The sequence below is a fragment of the Paenibacillus sp. FSL R7-0313 genome (genome assembly GCF_037969885.1).
Lineage (GTDB): Bacteria > Bacillota > Bacilli > Paenibacillales > Paenibacillaceae > Paenibacillus.
Genome location: NZ_CP150219.1, coordinates 6,738,080 through 6,756,433, shown reverse-complemented (window position 1 = coordinate 6,756,433; position 18,354 = coordinate 6,738,080). Strand labels below are relative to the sequence as shown.

At 47.7% G+C, this 18,354-nt stretch carries 20 protein-coding genes; 19 read left to right on the top strand and 1 reads right to left on the bottom strand.

From position 1 onward, the window contains the following. The first annotated feature begins 75 nt into the window (after positions 1 to 75). The 16 genes from NSQ38_RS29645 (at position 76) to NSQ38_RS29570 (ending at position 12,789) form a co-directional block, all read left to right on the top strand. The gene (locus NSQ38_RS29645) at positions 76 to 999 is read left to right on the top strand and encodes a hypothetical protein (RefSeq protein ID WP_339785727.1); all 924 of its coding nucleotides are present in this window, start codon (positions 76 to 78) and stop codon (positions 997 to 999) included. A gap of 173 nt (positions 1,000 to 1,172) precedes the next feature. Next, entirely contained in the window at positions 1,173 to 1,373 is a 201-nt protein-coding gene (locus NSQ38_RS29640) for a hypothetical protein (protein WP_339785725.1), read from the top strand. Further along, positions 1,373 to 2,836: a phage tail sheath subtilisin-like domain-containing protein gene (locus NSQ38_RS29635; protein ID WP_339785723.1), complete on the top strand. Its 1,464-nt coding sequence runs from the start codon at positions 1,373 to 1,375 to the stop codon at positions 2,834 to 2,836. The genes NSQ38_RS29640 and NSQ38_RS29635 overlap by 1 nt, the downstream gene beginning before the upstream one ends. A 222-nt stretch (positions 2,837 to 3,058) precedes the next feature. Next, the gene (locus tag NSQ38_RS29630) at positions 3,059 to 3,466 is read left to right on the top strand and encodes a phage tail tube protein (protein ID WP_339785721.1); all 408 of its coding nucleotides are present in this window, start codon (positions 3,059 to 3,061) and stop codon (positions 3,464 to 3,466) included. A 174-nt stretch (positions 3,467 to 3,640) separates the two neighbouring features. Further along, positions 3,641 to 4,075 (top strand): hypothetical protein, encoded by a 435-nt coding sequence (locus NSQ38_RS29625; RefSeq protein WP_017690174.1) that lies wholly within the window; start codon positions 3,641 to 3,643, stop codon positions 4,073 to 4,075. A gap of 35 nt (positions 4,076 to 4,110) precedes the next feature. Continuing rightward, a complete protein-coding gene (locus NSQ38_RS29620) occupies positions 4,111 to 4,233 on the top strand; it encodes a hypothetical protein (RefSeq protein ID WP_256337973.1) in 123 nt (40 codons plus the stop codon). Between the two features lie 24 nt (positions 4,234 to 4,257). Beyond that, positions 4,258 to 6,003, top strand: coding sequence for a hypothetical protein (locus NSQ38_RS29615; protein ID WP_339785719.1), 1,746 nt, complete (start codon positions 4,258 to 4,260; stop codon positions 6,001 to 6,003). A 56-nt stretch (positions 6,004 to 6,059) separates the two neighbouring features. Beyond that, complete coding sequence (locus tag NSQ38_RS29610; protein ID WP_339790769.1) at positions 6,060 to 6,692, top strand: LysM peptidoglycan-binding domain-containing protein; 633 nt, start codon at positions 6,060 to 6,062, stop codon at positions 6,690 to 6,692. Continuing rightward, a complete protein-coding gene (locus tag NSQ38_RS29605) occupies positions 6,689 to 7,678 on the top strand; it encodes a phage portal protein (protein ID WP_339785716.1) in 990 nt (329 codons plus the stop codon). The genes NSQ38_RS29610 and NSQ38_RS29605 overlap by 4 nt, the downstream gene beginning before the upstream one ends. Next, a complete protein-coding gene (locus NSQ38_RS29600; protein ID WP_145146389.1) occupies positions 7,671 to 8,081 on the top strand; it encodes a hypothetical protein in 411 nt (136 codons plus the stop codon). The genes NSQ38_RS29605 and NSQ38_RS29600 overlap by 8 nt, the downstream gene beginning before the upstream one ends. After that, positions 8,074 to 8,529, top strand: a complete 456-nt coding sequence (locus tag NSQ38_RS29595; protein ID WP_339785714.1) for a DUF2634 domain-containing protein — start codon at positions 8,074 to 8,076, stop codon at positions 8,527 to 8,529. The genes NSQ38_RS29600 and NSQ38_RS29595 overlap by 8 nt, the downstream gene beginning before the upstream one ends. Before the next feature lie 4 nt (positions 8,530 to 8,533). Continuing rightward, positions 8,534 to 9,673, top strand: a complete 1,140-nt coding sequence (locus NSQ38_RS29590; protein WP_339785712.1) for a baseplate J/gp47 family protein — start codon at positions 8,534 to 8,536, stop codon at positions 9,671 to 9,673. Between the two features lie 137 nt (positions 9,674 to 9,810). Continuing rightward, on the top strand, positions 9,811 to 10,401 hold the full coding sequence (locus NSQ38_RS29585; protein WP_339785710.1) for a YmfQ family protein: 591 nt from the start codon (positions 9,811 to 9,813) through the stop codon (positions 10,399 to 10,401). Next, positions 10,401 to 11,912, top strand: coding sequence for a tail fiber protein (locus tag NSQ38_RS29580; protein WP_339785708.1), 1,512 nt, complete (start codon positions 10,401 to 10,403; stop codon positions 11,910 to 11,912). Before NSQ38_RS29585 ends, NSQ38_RS29580 begins: the two co-directional genes overlap by 1 nt. Positions 11,913 to 11,925: 13 nt before the next feature. After that, the gene (locus NSQ38_RS29575; RefSeq protein ID WP_339785706.1) at positions 11,926 to 12,204 is read left to right on the top strand and encodes a hypothetical protein; all 279 of its coding nucleotides are present in this window, start codon (positions 11,926 to 11,928) and stop codon (positions 12,202 to 12,204) included. A 42-nt stretch (positions 12,205 to 12,246) separates the two neighbouring features. Continuing rightward, on the top strand, positions 12,247 to 12,789 hold the full coding sequence (locus tag NSQ38_RS29570) for a phage holin family protein (RefSeq protein ID WP_339785704.1): 543 nt from the start codon (positions 12,247 to 12,249) through the stop codon (positions 12,787 to 12,789). A 127-nt stretch (positions 12,790 to 12,916) separates the two neighbouring features. Here the strand turns inward: NSQ38_RS29570 and NSQ38_RS29565 are convergent, their stop codons facing one another. Continuing rightward, positions 12,917 to 13,216: a hypothetical protein gene (locus tag NSQ38_RS29565; protein WP_339785701.1), complete on the bottom strand. Its 300-nt coding sequence runs from the start codon at positions 13,214 to 13,216 to the stop codon at positions 12,917 to 12,919. A 207-nt stretch (positions 13,217 to 13,423) separates the two neighbouring features. Between NSQ38_RS29565 and NSQ38_RS29560 the strand changes: the two genes are divergently transcribed. From NSQ38_RS29560 to NSQ38_RS29550, 3 genes are all read left to right on the top strand, one after another. Next, positions 13,424 to 14,380, top strand: coding sequence for a glycoside hydrolase family 25 protein (locus NSQ38_RS29560; RefSeq protein WP_339785698.1), 957 nt, complete (start codon positions 13,424 to 13,426; stop codon positions 14,378 to 14,380). A 941-nt stretch (positions 14,381 to 15,321) separates the two neighbouring features. Further along, positions 15,322 to 16,971, top strand: coding sequence for an ABC transporter substrate-binding protein (locus NSQ38_RS29555; RefSeq protein ID WP_339790767.1), 1,650 nt, complete (start codon positions 15,322 to 15,324; stop codon positions 16,969 to 16,971). A gap of 174 nt (positions 16,972 to 17,145) precedes the next feature. Continuing rightward, positions 17,146 to 18,150: an ABC transporter permease gene (locus NSQ38_RS29550; protein ID WP_017690144.1), complete on the top strand. Its 1,005-nt coding sequence runs from the start codon at positions 17,146 to 17,148 to the stop codon at positions 18,148 to 18,150. Positions 18,151 to 18,354 lie beyond the last annotated feature (204 nt).

Below are 18,354 nucleotides of genomic sequence, written 5' to 3'. Positions count from 1 at the left end.
AGTCTACTGCTGCTGCACTGTCGCTGCATCGTGTGGGCAGATCTCAAACTTGCAGCCAAAGGGGGCGAAATGAATGTGTCTATGAGAAATGAAATTAGCACTACCGTGAGTACCAGTAAAATGAGTACGATCATTAAAAAAACGCTGAAACAGAAACTCGCGGTACTTGTTCCAGATTGGGATGGTCATGTACTGGATGTACCTGCGTCAGGCGCAGTGTTAACCGGGCCTTGTGCAGTGGTTGCGTTTGCCGAAGAAGTGCCGAAGTCTGCTTGGGCGGGATATCGACGGATCATCAAAATCTCACCATACGCTCGTCCGGAAGATGGAGGCGCTGAACAAGTGGAAGCATGGTCAGCCCTTCTAATCGAAGGGTTACACCAGGTAAGGCTGGTGGATGAAGCAGATGGGGCATTCACCTGTATCTATCTGGGTTCTTCAGATAGTGATCGGGTGGATGCAGGGTCTGGAATGCACACACGTAGTCTACGGTTTGGGGTGTATGTTCCCGAAGAATCGGGAGCTGTCCTCGCTGAAACAGAGGACGCGTGGTTAGCTGCGCTTCAAGGCTGGACACAGCAAGAGCTTGGCTCGAACTGGTCGGTATATGGTGATGTCTGGCCTAGAGGATATGAGATGCCGTCTGTGTTATGGCGATTGGCCGGATGCAGCACGTCTGTGGCGGGTACTTCGGCATTGGAGGTTCGACAACAGTGGATTGGGCATGTGCTCACCGATCATTCGGTGTTAACACGCCAGACCGTTACTCGGTTGGTAGAGCAACTTGCAGTGCAATCTCGTCTTGCCATCACTGAAACGGGTGGCGAAGAGCACGAAGGTAACACGCGATATATCACAGTGGATGAAGTCACGGCAGATTTACAGGCAGATGCCTATCTGAACGGTCAGATTCGCCTGACGTTGCAACAGCGGATTCGTCGTCCGGGTACGAATGTACCTTTGATTCGTGAGATTCACCATAGCAAAGGCATGGAGTAAACGTTAATTGAGAGGAACCATCTATATAAAGGTGGTTCCAGATTATAGCTTTGAAATGATAGATGTAGCTTCAATATTATAGCTTCATATTCATAGGATCAAAAATTCATAGATCAAGCTTAAAGATCATCAATTCACGAAATTAGAAGTCCAACAAATGAGGTGAGATGGCCATGGCAAGCTCGGTGAAAAAAAGCAAACAGACAGCCCCGCGGTATACACAGGCAGAACTGATGAATCATGCAGAAGCCCTCTTTGCCGTTAAGGCAGAGGTGCTGTACGGTGCGCTGTACGAAGCGGCGCAAGAGACGTTTTCCATTGAAGAAACGCAAGAACGAATTAACCAATTTATGAAAGCGAAGGTGAAGGGATAATGGCAGGTGGAACTTGGGAGCAAACGAATCGTCCGGTCCTTCCGGGATTATATATGAATTTTCAGGCGGCAGCATCTTCGGCCATTCAGGCAGGTACGCGGGGAACGGTCGTTGTGCCAATCAAGGCCAACTGGGGTCCGGTAGGGACTTTTGTTGAGGTAGGGAGTGAAGCGGCGATTGAACGTATCTATGCGGCGAATGTGCTGGACAACGGTACGGCTTATACGTCCTTGAAACTTGCCTTGTTGGGTGGTCCGAAGAAGTTACTCGCTTATCGGGTAGCAAGTGCTGCGGCCAAAGTAGCTACGCTTACTTTGAAGGACAGCAGTGATGCCAATGTGCTGCAACTGGATGCGAAGTATCCGGGAGATCGTGCAAATGGATTCTACGTCACCATCCAGCCAGGTGTGATTGATAATACGAAGCATGAAGTGCGCCTTTTTGAAGGTAACCGGATGTTGTATGCGCTCCTGACAGCGGATATTACAGCAGCATCTCTGGCAAAAGAGATTAACGCGGATGAACAAAATGTCTGGGTAACGGCTCAGGCGATTGGCGATGGTACTGGCGTTGTTGCTACCGTTGCGGGTGCGGCATTCAAAGGCGGCGTAAGTGGCAACGATGACCTGACCAATGCGGAGTACATTGGAGTACAGGGTGCGCTGGAAGGGGAGCAATTCGACGTCTTGGCTTTGGATCAGGCGGCAGATGCACCTCTGCTTGCGAGTTTTGCGGCATGGGTGAAACGTGTGCGTCGTGAAGGTAAACCGGTGGTGGCTGTATTTGGCGGTTCCGCAGCGGACGATACCTCTGCTACAGCAGCACAAAAAGCAGCATCACGTTCGCTTGCGCTGAACCATGAAGGTGTGATTAATGTCGGTACAGGCGTGCGCTTTGGAGATGCATTCTACAGCTCTGCGGAAACATCCGCCTATGTTGCAGGTCTGATCGCCGGACAACGTCTGAACCAATCCACAACCTATGCAGCTACTCCGTTCGATGATGTGACACGTCGCTGGACGCGTGCAGAACAGGAGCAGGCAGTACAGAATGGTGTATTTATTTTCTTCCATGATGGACGTCAGGTGAAAGCCCTCCGCGGTGTAAATACACTGGTAACTCCGGCCGCTGGGCAGAATAATGCGTGGAAAAAAATCCGTTCCATTCGTGTGTTGGATGCCATCAACACGGATCTGCAACGTTCTGCGGAAGATACGTATATCGGTAAAGTGAACAATACCGAAGAGGGTCGTCAGGCACTGATTAGTGCCATGAAGGCCTATTTGGCGCTGCTCGCACAGAGCAATGTGATTGAAGCTGACGGTTATGATGTCATTCTTGACCCGGCATATTATGGCGCGGCACCAGTTCTCAAACCGGAAGCAGATCAAGTATTCCTGCAATGGAATGTGAAGCTGACGGATGTGATGGAGCAGTTGTTTGGTACATTTTACGTGCAATAAGGTTTCTAGAATAATTACTATATGTTGAACTGATGGTTTACACGATAACGGAGAGGGCAGAAAAAATCTGAAGAAGCGAAGCGCTCGCCTTTATCACCGGATTTTCCCTTTTTGAAAAGGAATCAAAAAAATCTGGGGATAACAGCGATCGGAAGATTGTTCTGACTGCGGAGTTATACCGTGTAATATTTATTAGTTCAACCAACCCAAGGAGGAAAATATATGTTGGATGCGTCAAGAGTAATTCTAGGTACCCATGGTCAGTTGCATATCGATGGTGTGTGGCAGACAAACATTAACAAGCTGGAAGCGAGTGTGGAGATTGAAAAGCGTGAGCTGAACCTGGTTGGTAACGACTGGAAGGTGCACAAGAATGGCGCGAAAAAAGGAACAGGCACGATGACGGGCTACAAAGTCACTTCGGATATGATCCAGCGCGGCTTCACCAAATTCGAGATTATTTCCAAGCTGAACGACCCTGAATCGTATGGACATGAGAGTGTATTGCTGAGAGGTTGCATGGTGGATAAAATCCAGCTTGCCAACTGGACAGCGGGTGAGGAAATACCGGAGGAAACGGGCTTTACATTTGAAGGATTTGAATTGCTGAATCCGATCGTGGCGAACTAAACTTTGAAATAGGCAAGTGATTGAGCTAGTTTGCTCAATCATGATTGCATAGTTACTTCATATCATATGGACACCAATGCAGGCCGAGATGATCTCGGTCTCTTTGTTGTCTCTACAGGCTTGGAAGCTGGCATAGATAAACCCATTTGTGAAATGAGAAGGAGATTAACCCCGATGAGTATGAATGAAAATATGTCCGAAGAACAAATTTTGGACCAGTTGTTTGAAGCTGCAGAACGTTTGCCAGAAGAAAATGTACGGATTCAGCGTCTGGATTTGTTGTTGACCTTGCGTGGACTGACGTCTTCCAAAGTGGATCACATTCGCGAACGCTGTACGATTCGTAAAACGACCAAAGGCCGCACCGAGGAAAAGGTGGATACCGAAACATTTAACGCGCTGCTCATTTCCGAAGCAACGGTGAAATTGAAAGTCCGCAGCCTGGAATTGTCCGGCTGGGGTGACACACGCATTACCGGCCGCATGAAGTTGTCCGGTGGCGAACAGGCGGTACGTCGTATGTTGCTGGCTGGTGAACTGGATGCCGTAGGTGATAAAGTGCTGGAGCTGTCCGGCTTTGGTGTGGAGATTGAAGACCTAAAAAACTGATTCACTCCGGCGGGATGACCACGTTCCTGTATCACATGTGGGTACGTCATCATCTCCGGCCCGGAGAGTTCTGGTCTTTGCCACGCGGGGAGCGCTCGCTGTTGATTGCGTTCTCGGAAGAAGAGATGGCAGCAATAACCTCGCAAATGAATCGATAACGAAATAGGGCAGGAGGTGAAAAAATGGCAGAAATGATTGTAGGTTTGTCTAAATCTAATGCGGAAATGCGGACAACCCTTCGTTATCTGGATCAGATCCAACGCTCAACCGAACGTCTGGGCAGAGTTCGTTATCAGAGTCTGATTAAGGTGAACAATGAACTGAGAACGACTGGACGCAGGTTGGAGCATATTTATAGTATGGCTGTGCGAATCAGCAGGCTGCGAATCACACCAACGATTGGGTTGATTGATAAGCTGAGTCCGGCACTGGATCGCGCATGGGTTAAACTGAATAGATTCAGAGACCAGATGGTAACGGCTTCAGGCACAGTATCGCTTGAGGTTCGGCAGAAGATCGAAGTGGCGATGGGCAAAGCTGGGCCAACTGGACCAACTATGGCTGTCGTGATTCAAAATAATAAAAATATCACTAACAATGCGAAAGAAGAAGATAGCTGGATTGATAAGGCTAACACTTGGATGGAATTTTTTAATAACCTCAATGATATTTTTGATAACATCATTGATAAAGTTGGTAAAATTATCAATTTGTTCAAAAAGAAAAAAGAAGAAAGTCCTGCATCAGATCCAACCAGAAGTCCAGCATCCAAATGCTGCTGTTGCACAGGTGGAAAGATGGGCAAAAACCGTAGAGTTCGTTCACCGAATGCGGATGGTGGTGGATCAGATCGTGGAAGACGAAATTACCGAAGCGGTAGAAGGTCTAGTAATCGTTCGAACCGGGGCCCATCACCAGTACCCAATCCTGTACCTGATACTCCAACTCCTCCGGCCGATCGCAACCGTAATAGGGGAGGCGGTAGAAGAATACGAGGAAGCGGTAGATTAGGATTTGCGGATGGTGGATTGGGATCTTTAACCGACATGCTGGCTGGTAATGGATTGATGGATAATTTAAGTAGTGGCTTTGCCAAAGGAGCAAAAAGGTTGCTTGGACCCATCAGCATGCTTGCTGATGTGGCAAATGTAGCGACAGCACCCCCGGAAGAGCGTGGCCGTGCTGTGGGTTCGATGATTGGCGGCACAGCAGGTACTGCGATTGGTAGCGCCATCGGTAGCGTTCTTTTGCCTGGCATCGGGACATGGGTTGGTGGTGCAGTAGGTGGTTGGGCCGGAAGTGCAGCAGGCGGCTGGATTGGAGACAAAGCGAAGGATATTGGAAACTTTATGTCTAGTGCTACCGAGGGTGTAGGGGATGCATTGTCGGGTGCAGCTGATTATGTTTCTGAGAAAACAAAAAAAATCACGGATGGCATATCCGGCTTCTTTGGATTTGGTTCCAAAAAAGAAGAAAAGACGGTCTCGGCAGCAACGGTGGCTGCACCGTCTCCAGTTGCAACAGGCCCGCAGATGGCACCTGCCTATATGCCACCGACACTGACCATGACAGGCCCAACGGCTTATATGAACAGCAAAGTCGGTCAGCCTACATCTGCTGGATTCATGGGAACAAGCATGATGCAGAGCCAAGCGATGGCGCTTGGTAACGGTGCGCAGACGAATGGGAAATCGTCCACGATGACGGTACAGATATCTGAAGACCAGATGAGCAGTCTGTCCGGATACTTGAAGGATTTCAAAACCGAAACTACCAATCAGATTGCGATCAATATTCCACCAGGTGCGGTGCAGGTGACCGTGCGCGAAAATGCGATTGATTATGACGCAGTTTCTCACCAGGTGGGGCAACGGATCTCTAACGAGTTCCGTCGTGCGATGCAAAATCGCAAAACAATTATGGCCTAAGCAGAAAGGAGGCCGCAGATATGTCAGTACTTGAAGATAAAGTTGGTCCTAACAAAATGTCATTTACGTTGAAGGACGGCAACACTCCATTTCAATTCCCAGTGAACCCTGAAGAAGTTAATATTTCCAGGTCCAAAGGGTATGAAACGGTCAATATGTTGGAGCATGGCGAGTTTGATTTTGCACAAGGGGAGAAGGTGAAGGAGATCACCTTCTCTTCTTTTTTTCCAAAAAGATTTGATCCGTCCTATTGCATGGATGAAAAATCTTTTCTGGATCCACGTGTGGCGATGAATGTGTTGAACACCTTTCTGATCTCCAAAAAGCCGCTGCGTTTCATCATTTCAGAGACGGGCGTGAACGTGCCTGTTTTTATTGTTTCGCTTAATTCGAGCTTTCGTGGGGGGGAGACAGGGGATATTTATTTCGACCTGACCCTGCGCACATGGCGGGATTCCAAGGTGGAAAAGGTGGGCTCTGCGGCATCCGGGAGCAAGTCAGGTTCTCGTACCGATTTGAAAAAAAACAGCAAGACCTACACCGTCAAATCTGGTGACTCCCTGTCCAAAATAGCAAAGCTGGAGCTGGGCAGCAGTTCCAAATGGAACGAGATCTACAAGCTTAACGCAAAGATCATCGGGAGTGATCCGAACCGGATCAAGCCCGGACAAAAGCTGGTGATGCCATGACCTACAAGGTCATTGTCGACGACAAATATGACATCACCAAGCTGGTGGAGACGATTACACTGAAGGACTCGCTCGACCAGATTGCTTATCAGGCCAACATCCGGCTGGCGGTGTCTGCGTCTTCCGGTCTGCCTTCGATCTCACCGGGCATGGTAGTGCGGATTAGCGGGGTTCCTTTTGGCGAAAAATCCATGGTTCATCTGTTGCATCCTGCGGTGATCTGGGAGGTAGAAAGCTCGAACAGCGGCACCAAGCGGCTGTCTCTCACGGTGTACGACCGGATGATTTATCTGGAAAAGTCGGAGGATGAGTTCCTGCTGCCGAAGGATCAGACTGCTACGCAACGACTCAAAACCTACGCCAAAGAGTGGAAAATTCCATACGCTACATTGCCGGAAACCAAGACAAAGCTGGGAAAAGCCGTGTATCGTTCACAGACAATCTTTTCGATGATGTTTGCCGATCTGAAAGAAACGGCAAAGTCCGGCGGGGACATGTACCATCCACGGATGACGCCCGGCGGGTTACAGCTCTTTCAGGTCGGAAGTAATGCGAAGGTGTATGAACTTGATCGACTAATTGATCTGACCCAGATGCGTACGCTCGAAGGGGCGGTTACCAAAGTTAAAGTGATGGCAGCGTCGGAGTCCGGTGGTAGTGGCAAAGAGGTACCTTCGAAAGTGCTGGCGATTGAGCAGAGTGATACGGAGCAGCTAGGTACGTTGCAAAAACTGATCGAGGATGATCAGGTGAAAACAGCCGCCGCCGCGAAGAAGCTGGCAAAAAGCAAGCTCACAGGTATTCAGGAGACGTTTACAATCTCCGCTCCGGATATCAATACGATTCGCGCCGGGGACGCAGTGTTGTTAAAAGGGCTGAAGTTGATCGTCATGTCGGTAAGCCGTGATCTGTCTGCCGGGCCTGGAACAATGACGTTGGAGCTGGGGACGGCTGAGCTGGTGAAAAGGAGGTATTACCTTGAATAAAGATGATCCGTATGGGCATTTTGCCGACGTTATGCGGGGTGCGATGAGTACACATTCCCGTCAGGCCGTGAGTGGTCTGGGCGCGGTTTTGGGTACGATGACCTCATCCGGCGTGAAGCTGGATGATTTCAAGCACGAAGTGCAGGATTATCTCGTGGCCGAGTTGCCGGGCACGCTTGGATTGCCGGAGCGCGAGGCTACTGGCGCGATCTCGGGTATATCTGACGTGGCAAACGGCGGAACGACGGGCACGGGACGGTTTCTTTTGCAAGAAGAGGAAGTGGAAGAAGCGGTGTGGTCTCTTGGTAAAGGATTGAAGGCGGGAGATCGCGTACTGGCGATGCGGGTGAATGGCGGTAACGACATTGTGGTGCTGTGTAAGGTGGTGAGTGCGCATGCCTAGTTTGTTCCCGGAAACGGGTGTGGTCTGGGGAGATGAGGAGGATCTGTCGGGGGCGACTTCGGAAGAGGTTCGCTTTGGGCGGAGCTGGCGATTCGATTACGATGCGGGGGATTTTGTACTGACTCCGAGTGGCAAAGTTGCTGCAGCTGGTGGGCGTGAAGCCTGGGTGCAATGGTGCATCAAGGCGGTGAAGACGCCGCGGTACAGACATGTGATTTACTCCCGGAACTATGGCTCGGAACTGGAGGATTTGGTGGGTCATGGTGATAGTCGCGGCGTGATGGAAAGTGAAATTACCAGGATGGTGACGGAGACGTTGCTGGCTGATCCACGCACGGATTCGGTAGACCAGTTCACGTTTGGTTGGAATCGGGAGCAGTGCATGTTCTCGTGCCGGGTGGCGAGTGTGCAGGAAGAGATGTTTATTCTGGAAAGTGAGGTGATCTGACGGGATGGCTGAGATTCCGCGTTATTTGGAGGACCAGACGGAGGAACAGATTATGCAGCGCATGCTGGATCGTCTGCCCGCGGATCTGGATAAATCGGAGGGTTCGTTCCTGTGGGATGCGGAGGCCCCGGTAGCGTTTATGCTGTCTGAGGCGGCTTTGTGGGCGCAGGAATTGCTGCGGCGTGGGTTTGCAAGTACGGCTGCGAGCAGTGATCCGAATTTTCGTTCGGAAGAGCTGGATCTGCGGGCGGGAGAGCATGGCATTACACGGCGAGCTGCGGTGGCGGCTCAGGGTGCTGTGAGGTTCATAGGTACGCCGGGGAAAGTGGTGCCTGCTGGAACGGTCGTGGCTACGCTCGCGGATGAAGTATCTGCAGAAGCTTCGCTCGAATATGAGACGGTAGGACGTGTGGAACTTGATGCAGAGGGCTTTGGGGTGGTAGGCGTGCGAGCGCTTGTTGCTGGAAAAGAGAGCAATGTGCCTGCGGGCACGGTAACTGTGCTGTCTACACCTGTAAGTGGCGTGACTTCTGTCACGAACGTTGATGTGATCAAAGGCGGTGCGGATATTGAGGCAGATACAGCGCTTCTGGAGCGTTTTTATGCCAAAGTCCGCAACCAAGGGACAAGCGGCAACAAGTCGCAATATGTGCAATGGGCCAGTGAAGTGCCAGGTGTTGGTGCAACGCGTGTGATTCCGTTATGGCAGGGACCAGGTACGGTGGGATTGTATCTGCTGGACACGGACAAACGTGCTGCGGGTACCGATCTGGTGGCGGCCGTACAGAAGTACGTAGATCCAACGCAGGATGGGCAAGGTGAAGGTGTTGCGCCCGCGGGGCCAGTGGTGTCCGTGATGCCAGCTGAGGAAGTGCCGATGAACATTCAGGTGAAGCTGACGCTGGCAAGTGATGCCACACTGGCAGATGTGAGGGCGTTGATTGAGGGCGGGGTGACCGCGTATCTGAAACAGTTGGCTTTTGCCGATCCGCTCGTTCGTTACACTCGCATTGCTGCGATCCTGCTGGACATTCCGCCCATTATCGACTATTCGGAGCTTACCGTGAACGGTGTAAGTGACCAGAATATCGAGATGACAGCGAGTCAGGTGGCCGTGCTGGGGGCGGTGGATGTGAATGAGTAGTGTTGGGCAGATGGTGGATGAGGAAGTTATTAGCGAGTGCAGAGACCAAGGGAGATTGGGAGAAATACGCCAATCTGGATTGGATCTGGTGAGTGAGAAGCTCCATGATGATGTGAAAGGAAAGGAGGATGCTGGTCATGAGTGCTCCTTCTACTGTAGATGTTGGACTGACGAGTGAGAAAGGACGGGAGCTGTTCTCGTATTTGCCGAGGTATTACGAGACTTCGCGTGTCATGCAGGCTGATATGCAGGCCAAAGGCACCGAGATGGATATGCTATACCAGGCGCTGGATGAGACGTTGGAGCAGTTTTTTGTTCGTACAGCTACGTGGGGGCTGGATTTCTGGGAGCAGGAGCTTGGCATTGAGACGGATCGTCTCAAACCTGTGGAGCAGCGGCGTGCCGTGGTGGAGTCCAAGCTGCGTGGTGCCGGGAAGTTTTCGGGCAGACAAGTTGCGAACGTGGCTGAGGCATATGCCGGGGGCAAGGTGGATGTGACTTTTCAACCGGAAGCATGGAGTTTTACGGTGAGCTTTGTGGATACGATGGGCATCCCGCCCAATATCGACGATCTCAAACGGGCGATTGAGGAATTGAAACCGGCCCATATGGCCGTGGAATATAAATATCGCTATCTGGTCTGGGATGATCTGGACAACAAACAAATGACATGGGACGAACTCGATGCCGCGTCCTTGACGTGGAATGAACTGGAGGTGTGGGCGTAATGCCAAAAGAAACAGATCGACTAAAATTACCTCTTCCCTTGGGGAATGAGAATGTGACTCGGGAGAGTATTAACGGAATTTTTGAAAAGATTGATGCAGGTATGGCGACACGAGAATCCATCCTTATACCTGCGGAATCGGATCTAAATAGCTATATTACAGAAGGGGAATATTATTGCCCAACGAATGCCACAGTAGGAACTTTAGCAAATTCTCCAGTAGGAGTAGCCTTTCATTTGACAGTAGAAAAACATGCTGGTGTGGTCCAAACTCTAACAACCTTTGAACCGAGTAACCTACAAGTTTTCCAAAGGAACTATTATGTCGGATGGGGTCCATGGAAAAAAGTACCTACAAGGGATGATATTGAAGAGGTAAAGGTATACACCGATCAGAAAGTCGAGGAAATCGCTATTAATGATGCATCCTTAACAGATAAGGGTATCGTCCAACTGTCCAACGCAGTTGATGGCACCCGTGAAGATTTGGCTGCTACGGAGAAGGCTGTTAGGGATGCGAGAATTGCGGCTAGCACTTTAGGGACGGCTAATGCAAAAATGTATACTGATAGCCAAATTAGCCAAGTTTCAAAGTCACTCAATATATTTTCGGCAGCGGTTCGATCCTCTAATAACATTTTTGTTTGTGCCTTTAATTCCGCACCAACTGTTAGTAATGGATTCTCATTTAAAGTTCAATTTAATACAACAAATTCAGTAGTGAATACACCAACTTATCTACAAATTAATGGTACAAATTATCATCTTAGAGCAGAGCATTTCAAAAACTACACTTTGCCAAACAACTTCATTGATTCAAGTGTGGTATATGAAGTGATATACGTCAGTTCAGTAGGTGCTTTTGTTATGAATGAGGTTTCAAGAGATGCTGATTTACGGGGTGGAGAAGTTACGGTTCGAGTTGGGAAAAACACATCGACTGCACAGTTTTCTACCATTCAGGCAGCAGTAGACTTTTTAAAAAAATTTAATGCAGGAGTAAGAACTATTAGAGTTGAGAACAGTTCAACTTCTAATAGTGAAACTTACACTGAAAAAATTACAGTAAAAGAATTTCATGGTGCACCATTATATTTTGTATTTGACCCAAGAATTAGATTAGAAGGTTATTTCAGTATAGATGACTGTAGTGCTGAGGTGCTTATTAACGGAAATTATGAAGTTCCATTAGAGATAGTAAACGCTAACTTGTATGGTATATATGCTCAAAATTGCAGTAAATTAAGATTTTTTTATGTAAATAAAACGACGGCCGGATTTGGTATACTGTGGGCTGTAAGAATACAAGGTCTATATGCTAGTAGTTGTAAAATTTCAAATCAGTCTATGTGTTTTGATCTATCTGATGGATGCGTCGCTGTTTTTGATAACATTACAGGTGCCAATAACACTTACGGAGGAAGGATATCTTCATCCATACTTATACTTAATAATTACTCAGTAGGAGGAGGTTCAATAACCAAATCAGGAGGAGCTCAATTATTCCAATAAGGAGGTATAAAGAATGAACGCATACTTTTTTGAGATTAATTCAAGGGAAGTCAATTTGATTATAAAAAATATTCAACAAATAACTACTAATGAAGTTATAGGTGAATTTGAGACATTAGTATGGTTAAATACCGAAGAAGAGAATATAGATTTCATAGTTACTGATAAGGAAATTATTATCGGGGACAAAATTCCATTAAACGAGAGTAATTTTGTAAATAAGTTTAAAAATGAATCACCTGAAGAGCGTATAAAAAAACTAGAGGATATAATCTCGAACTTAATTAAATAGATTTGCTTTTTTACTTAATTAAGTATCTGAGGAGGTGAAACCATGCAACAGGAAAACCTAGGGAAATGGCTCCTCGCTCTCCTAACCAGCTCAGTAACCTACTTCTTTGGAGGTTGGTCAGGCGTACTCGGCGTACTACTCGTGTTCGTCATCCTTGACTACCTAACCGGTATCGCGGCGGCGGGTATGACTGGCAAGTTAGAAAGTAATGTCGGAATGTTCGGTATTGCGCGGAAGGTATTTATATTTGCAATGGTATCGGTGGCTCATCTGGTGGACGGTGTTCTGGGAGACGGACATTTGTTCAGGGATGCGGTCGCCTTTTTTTATATCGCTAATGAGTTGTTGTCCATTATTGAAAATGGGGGTAAGTTGGGCGCTCCAATCCCGCCAGCAATCCGACAGGCGATTGAAGTACTCAAGGGGAAGGCGGGAGAGGGTACCATTTCTAATCATTTACCTTTTAGTCCCCCAACAGAAGACAGCGAGAAGGGGATCAATAGCCCTAATGGAGATGCGAAGTCGCTAGAAAAGAAAACGGAGCATAGCAGTCCAACTGCTGAGAAAAATGATTACCATTTGTAGTGAATCAGCTCTCTAGTAATGTAGATAAAGATAAAATGGATAGAAGTAAAATTGGAATGAGAAAAGCACCCGATCCGGGTGCTTTAATATTTTCCGATACTCATAGACTGTATAATCTTCTTACTAACTATTTGTTTAGCTTAACAATAAGTGTATTGTAATAAATCAACTGCTCCAGATAAGAGTCTTCCTTCATGAGACTAGCTCTGTATGCTGCTGAAGAAGTTTCAAGATAATCTCTTTTGGCCTGCAAGATTTCAATCTGTCCTTTGATTTTTTTGATTTGTTTTTTGTAGTAAGCCATCTTCTCTTGGTATGTACTTTCTTTCTTTTTGGCAGCAGCCTCAACGCTTGGCTGAATGACAACAGCTGAAGTTGCAGACAGTAGAACGGTTAGACTGAGTACGGCAGTTAATAGCTTTTTCAATTATCCTTTACCTCCAATGAAGTGTTTTTACAATCTGTATTAATGAGTCTTTATCTAATAGAAGTAGTCTAACAGATACATTATGGATTTACTATTGAATGAATTGGTAATATCCAACACATCAGGGACACGCACACAAGCAACTCCTAACTCAACCGCATTAACTATATACAAACGGCAATTTGCCGCATAAAGGGTGTGAGAAACATGCAAACGAGAAGCTCGGGCAACACACAAGGGATTGACGTCTCCCGATACCAGGGCAATATTGACTGGGCGAAGGTGAAGGCAAGTAGCATGACATTTGTGTTCATCAAGGCAACCGAGGGACAGACATATACCGATCCGAATTACCAGAAAAATGTAACAGGCGCACTGGCGGCGGGTATGCTGGTCGGAACGTACCATTTCTTCCGTGCGACATCTACCGATGGTGCCAAGGCAGAAGCAGCTCATTATGCCAATACACTTAACAAAGTTGGAGGCGCCAAGGCGTTACAACTGCCACCTGTCATGGACTACGAGAACAACCCTGGCAACCTGAGCAAAGCACAGATGAATACAGTTGCCAAAGCTTTTTTAACCGAATTACAACGTCTGACAGGTGTAAAACCGATCATATACACGGGCAATTCATTTGCCGGGAATTTTGATACATCACTCAGCTCATACGATCTGTGGATCGCGCGTTACAGCAGCACCCGTGTACCAGACGACCAGCCGGCATGGAAGCGGTGGACGTTCTGGCAGTACACGGATTCGGGCAAGGTGAATGGCATTAGTGGAAACGTGGATATGAATGAATTCGAGGGAACAGCGGCACAGCTCAGAGCCAGATACGCAGCAGCAACCCCGAAACCGCCGGAACCAACCAATCCAACGAATCCAACGAATCCAACCAACCCAAATCCACCAACCGAACCACCGAAAGGGGGCGAACCGATGACAGTCGAAGAGAAAGCAGCGTTTGATGCGCTTAAGTCCCAGGTTGATAAACTGCAGGCGCGTCAGCAAATGGAAGTTCCAGTATGGGCGAAAGCAGCTGTGGATGCAGCGCTGGCATATGACACCAAGAATCCGTTGTTCAGCATTGATAATGGGGCGAGTTATGATTTTTACCGTTTTATTACCGTGATGCATCGCAGAGGTTTGTTTAAAAAATGAGCTGATCCTTAGCAAATTAAAATATTGGTTTTATCTGAATGTGGATGGAATGGAGAAGGGACACAAGACGCTTTTTGTCGAACTGTGTTCCTTTTTTGTGTTTTGTGTAAGTAATATTAACGCATATAATAAAGTTGAAGACTTATGTCTGTAAATCTCTTGTCTAATTGATTAATGTGATGTAAAGTAAGTTACACGAAATTGTTTTTTACCACAGTTTATTTACACAATCCTCCTCATCATGACAAAACCATAACATATGAAGTTATTGTAATGTCTCCCTGTTGTACAATCCAACATCTCAAGATGACTCGTTCATACGTTTTACACATCCAATCTGCAAGAGAAAACCACCGTCATAAACAACTTACACATCTAAGCAACCTAGCCTATGTTGAGTTTCTTTCATACGTATTGCAAACGAACGAACGATGCTTAATTGGGTTCCCACACTCCATGCTCCAAGTCGACATGCTCAAGGAACAGACTTTATAGCGTAGCCAGCTATGTAATATCCTTATGCCTACTTATATTTTCAATCCACTGACTTAAACTTGCTCGTACCGGTCCTTAACCATTTGCTGTTGCTAATTGACCTTAGTTCAAATAAATCGCAACAATTTCAATCAATTGCATAGATTCATCTCGCAAGATACTTCATTCGTTGGGTGCGTTTTCTTTTTCTATAAAAGTAATCGTCCATATCCGTAATCCATGTGCATGGTGATCTGACTTTTACTTATATTGTTCACCTGTCTGCCATGCTGTTTTTACAGTTTATATACATGCCTTACTTTTCCCGGAACTTTAATTCAGGTATCACAGGCACCTAAAGCCTTTCATTGATACAAGCAAGCACCGAACCAATGGCTATCATTGAAGTTTTTTCATGCCAGTATCACACACATTATGAGACAGGGAAGGGTGTTGTACGTATGCGAATGAGAAAGAAATGGATGTCCGGTTTTTTGACTCTGGCTTTGAGTACCGTCTTGGTGTTGTCAGGTTGCTCGAGCAATGAGGGGGCTGGGAATTCGCCTGCTCCGGCGGAAGGCAGCGAGCCACCAGCCAAAGTGACGGAAGCGCAGGATACGATGATTATGGGGCGTGGTGGGGATTCCGTAGCACTCGACCCGGCGATTGTAACCGATGGGGAGTCACTGAAGATTGGACATCAGGTGTTTGATTCATTGCTGGACTACAAGGAAGGTGGAACAGAGGTCGTTCCTGGACTAGCAGAGAGCTGGGAGATTTCGGCGGATGGACTCAAGTATGTGTTTAAGCTGAAGTCCGGTGTGAAATTCCATGATGGAACTGACTTCAATGCGGAGGCTGTTGTGTTCAATTTTAACCGCTGGGGTGATCCGGCGAGTGAATATAAATTCGAAGGAGATTCCTTCGATTATTATGACTCCATGTTTGGTCCAGAGGACGGACGTGTGATCAAGGAAGTGACGGCGACGGACGAGACTACGGTGGAGTTCACATTGAACCAACCACAAGCGCCTTTCCTGCAAAATATTGCGATGACGCCATTTGGCATTGCCAGCCCAACCGCGATTCAGGAGAAAAAAGAAAACTTTAAGAGTGAGCCTGTGGGCACCGGCCCATTTGTATTCAAAGAGTGGAAGCGTAACGACTCCATCACCCTGGAGAAAAACGCGGATTATTGGAAAGAAGGACTGCCGAAGCTGAACAAAGTAATCGTGCGTTCCATTCCGGATAACACCGCTCGCTTCAATGCCCTGCAAAACGGCGAGATTGATGTCATGGAAGACCTGAACCCGGACGATCTGTCCATCCTTGAAGGCAACAGCGAGTTGCAGAAGATCGAGCGTCCACCGTTCAACGTGGCGTATATCGGCTTTAACTTCAAGAAGAAACCATTTGATAATGTCAAAGTCAGACAAGCCCTCAATCATGCGGTGAACAAGCAGGCCCTTATTGATGCGTTTTTTGCTGGACAAGCTGAGCCTGCCGTGAATCCGATGCCGCCAACGCTGTGGGGGTACAACGATACCATTGAGGATTACCCATATGATCTGGAAAAAGCAAAAGCTCTACTGGCCGAAGCTGGCTTCCCTGACGGTTTGCCTGATCCGGTAACCTTCTATGCCATGCCGGTATCTCGCCCGTATATGCCTGATGGCAAGAAGGTTGCGGAAGCAATCCAGGCTGATTTTGAGAAAATTGGCGTGACCACAAACATTGAATCCCCAGAATGGGCGACGTATCTGGATGATGCCAAAGCCGGGGAGAAAGACGATATCTATATGCTCGGCTGGACGGGTGACAACGGGGACCCGGATAACTTCCTCTACACCTTGCTCGACAAAGACGCCATTCCGGGCAACAACCGCAGCTTCTATGTCAACGAAGAGTTGCATGTGTTGCTGACCGATGCGCAGAAGGAAACAGACCAGGAGAAACGTGCCGAGCTGTACAAACAAGCGCAGGTGATTATCAAGGAAGACGCACCGTGGATTCCACTCGTGCACACTACGCCAATTTTGGCGGGTAAATCAAACCTGAAAGGTTTTGTACCATCTCCGCTGGGCAGTGAATCCTATGCTGGTGCCTACTTCGAATAGCGCAGAGGGAAATTGAATCTGAATATGCATCTAACGCATTAACCATTCTTTCTATCAAAGCGCTGGTGAGACGCAATGCTTGGCAGACCCCACATCCGGACGTAACTATCCAAAGCATGCGTTTCTGCCGGCGCTTTTTATTTTGCACGATATGTCGAAGGCAGGTGAACAGGATTGAACAGCTATATTGTCAAACGTGTGCTTGTGTTGCTGCCCGTACTGCTGGGCATGACCCTGATTGTCTTTTCCATCATCCACGCCATTCCGGGTGACCCCGCTGAGACCATACTTGGGCAAAAGGCAACCGAACAATCCAAGCAGGCCCTTCGTGACCAGCTCGGTCTGGATAAACCCTGGTTCCAGCAATATTTCGCCTACTTGGGCGATTTGCTCAAAGGAGACTTGGGAACGTCCATCCGCACCAAGGTGCCTATTGCCCAGGAAATTGTGCCTTATCTGACAGCAACCCTTGAATTAACGATGGCAAGTATGTTGTTTGCTGTCATTATTGGGGTGAATGCCGGGATTGTCAGTGCATGGAAGCACAACTCCTGGTTTGATTATTGCTGCATGGTCATTGCGCTAGTGGGTGTATCGATGCCGATCTTCTGGCTAGGTCTGATGGAACAATGGCTGTTTGCGAACAAATTACAGTGGCTGCCATCCATTGGACGAATGAATGCACGTGATCCGGTGGAAGCCATTACGGGCTTGTATGTGCTGGATACGATGATTGCTGGACAATGGAATCAGTTGTGGACCGTAACGAAACATTTGATTCTGCCAAGTGTTGCACTGGGAACGATTCCAATGGCTGTTATTGCCCGGATGACCCGTTCCAGCATGCTGGAAGTGATGAGTTCCGATTATATTCGTACAGCAAAGGCGAAGGGACTGGGGCCGTTTTTTGTCGTATATGGACATGCACTTAAAAATGCGTTTATACCCGTGCTTACCGTTATCGGCATCCAGACTGGATCGTTGCTCGGGGGTGCGGTGTTGACCGAAACGATCTTTGCTTGGCCTGGCGTGGGACGTTATATATATGAAGCAATTAGTTCGCGGGACTATCCAGTGATCCAGAGTGGCATTCTGATCGTGGCGTTCTTTTTCGTGGTGATCAACCTGATTGTAGATTTACTCTACGCCGTGTTTGATCCTCGTATTAGTTATAAATAGGGACTCAATAAAGAACCAATCTGCAGAAGCGAAGCTAAAAGCTTTCTAAAAGAAAGCTACATCGGAAGCATAGGCTGCGCATTTATCACCGGATTTTCGCCTTTAAATAGGTGGATCAATATAATCTGGGGATAACAGCGATCAGAAGATGATACTGCAATCGTAGTGCTTGAGTGTAATAGAACTCGTTGATCTTTTGTTATA

Coding starts and splice junctions, on each gene's coding strand:
- NSQ38_RS29570 (WP_339785704.1), top strand. CDS start 12,247: ATGCAACAGGAAAACCTAGGGAAATGGCTCCTCGCTCTCCTAACCAGC.
- NSQ38_RS29630 (WP_339785721.1), top strand. CDS start 3,059: ATGTTGGATGCGTCAAGAGTAATTCTAGGTACCCATGGTCAGTTGCAT.
- NSQ38_RS29625 (WP_017690174.1), top strand. CDS start 3,641: ATGAGTATGAATGAAAATATGTCCGAAGAACAAATTTTGGACCAGTTG.
- NSQ38_RS29580 (WP_339785708.1), top strand. CDS start 10,401: ATGCCAAAAGAAACAGATCGACTAAAATTACCTCTTCCCTTGGGGAAT.
- NSQ38_RS29610 (WP_339790769.1), top strand. CDS start 6,060: ATGTCATTTACGTTGAAGGACGGCAACACTCCATTTCAATTCCCAGTG.
- NSQ38_RS29635 (WP_339785723.1), top strand. CDS start 1,373: ATGGCAGGTGGAACTTGGGAGCAAACGAATCGTCCGGTCCTTCCGGGA.
- NSQ38_RS29605 (WP_339785716.1), top strand. CDS start 6,689: ATGACCTACAAGGTCATTGTCGACGACAAATATGACATCACCAAGCTG.
- NSQ38_RS29615 (WP_339785719.1), top strand. CDS start 4,258: ATGGCAGAAATGATTGTAGGTTTGTCTAAATCTAATGCGGAAATGCGG.
- NSQ38_RS29640 (WP_339785725.1), top strand. CDS start 1,173: ATGGCAAGCTCGGTGAAAAAAAGCAAACAGACAGCCCCGCGGTATACA.
- NSQ38_RS29595 (WP_339785714.1), top strand. CDS start 8,074: ATGCCTAGTTTGTTCCCGGAAACGGGTGTGGTCTGGGGAGATGAGGAG.
- NSQ38_RS29590 (WP_339785712.1), top strand. CDS start 8,534: ATGGCTGAGATTCCGCGTTATTTGGAGGACCAGACGGAGGAACAGATT.
- NSQ38_RS29620 (WP_256337973.1), top strand. CDS start 4,111: ATGTGGGTACGTCATCATCTCCGGCCCGGAGAGTTCTGGTCTTTGCCA.
- NSQ38_RS29560 (WP_339785698.1), top strand. CDS start 13,424: ATGCAAACGAGAAGCTCGGGCAACACACAAGGGATTGACGTCTCCCGA.
- NSQ38_RS29585 (WP_339785710.1), top strand. CDS start 9,811: ATGAGTGCTCCTTCTACTGTAGATGTTGGACTGACGAGTGAGAAAGGA.
- NSQ38_RS29575 (WP_339785706.1), top strand. CDS start 11,926: ATGAACGCATACTTTTTTGAGATTAATTCAAGGGAAGTCAATTTGATT.
- NSQ38_RS29555 (WP_339790767.1), top strand. CDS start 15,322: ATGAGAAAGAAATGGATGTCCGGTTTTTTGACTCTGGCTTTGAGTACC.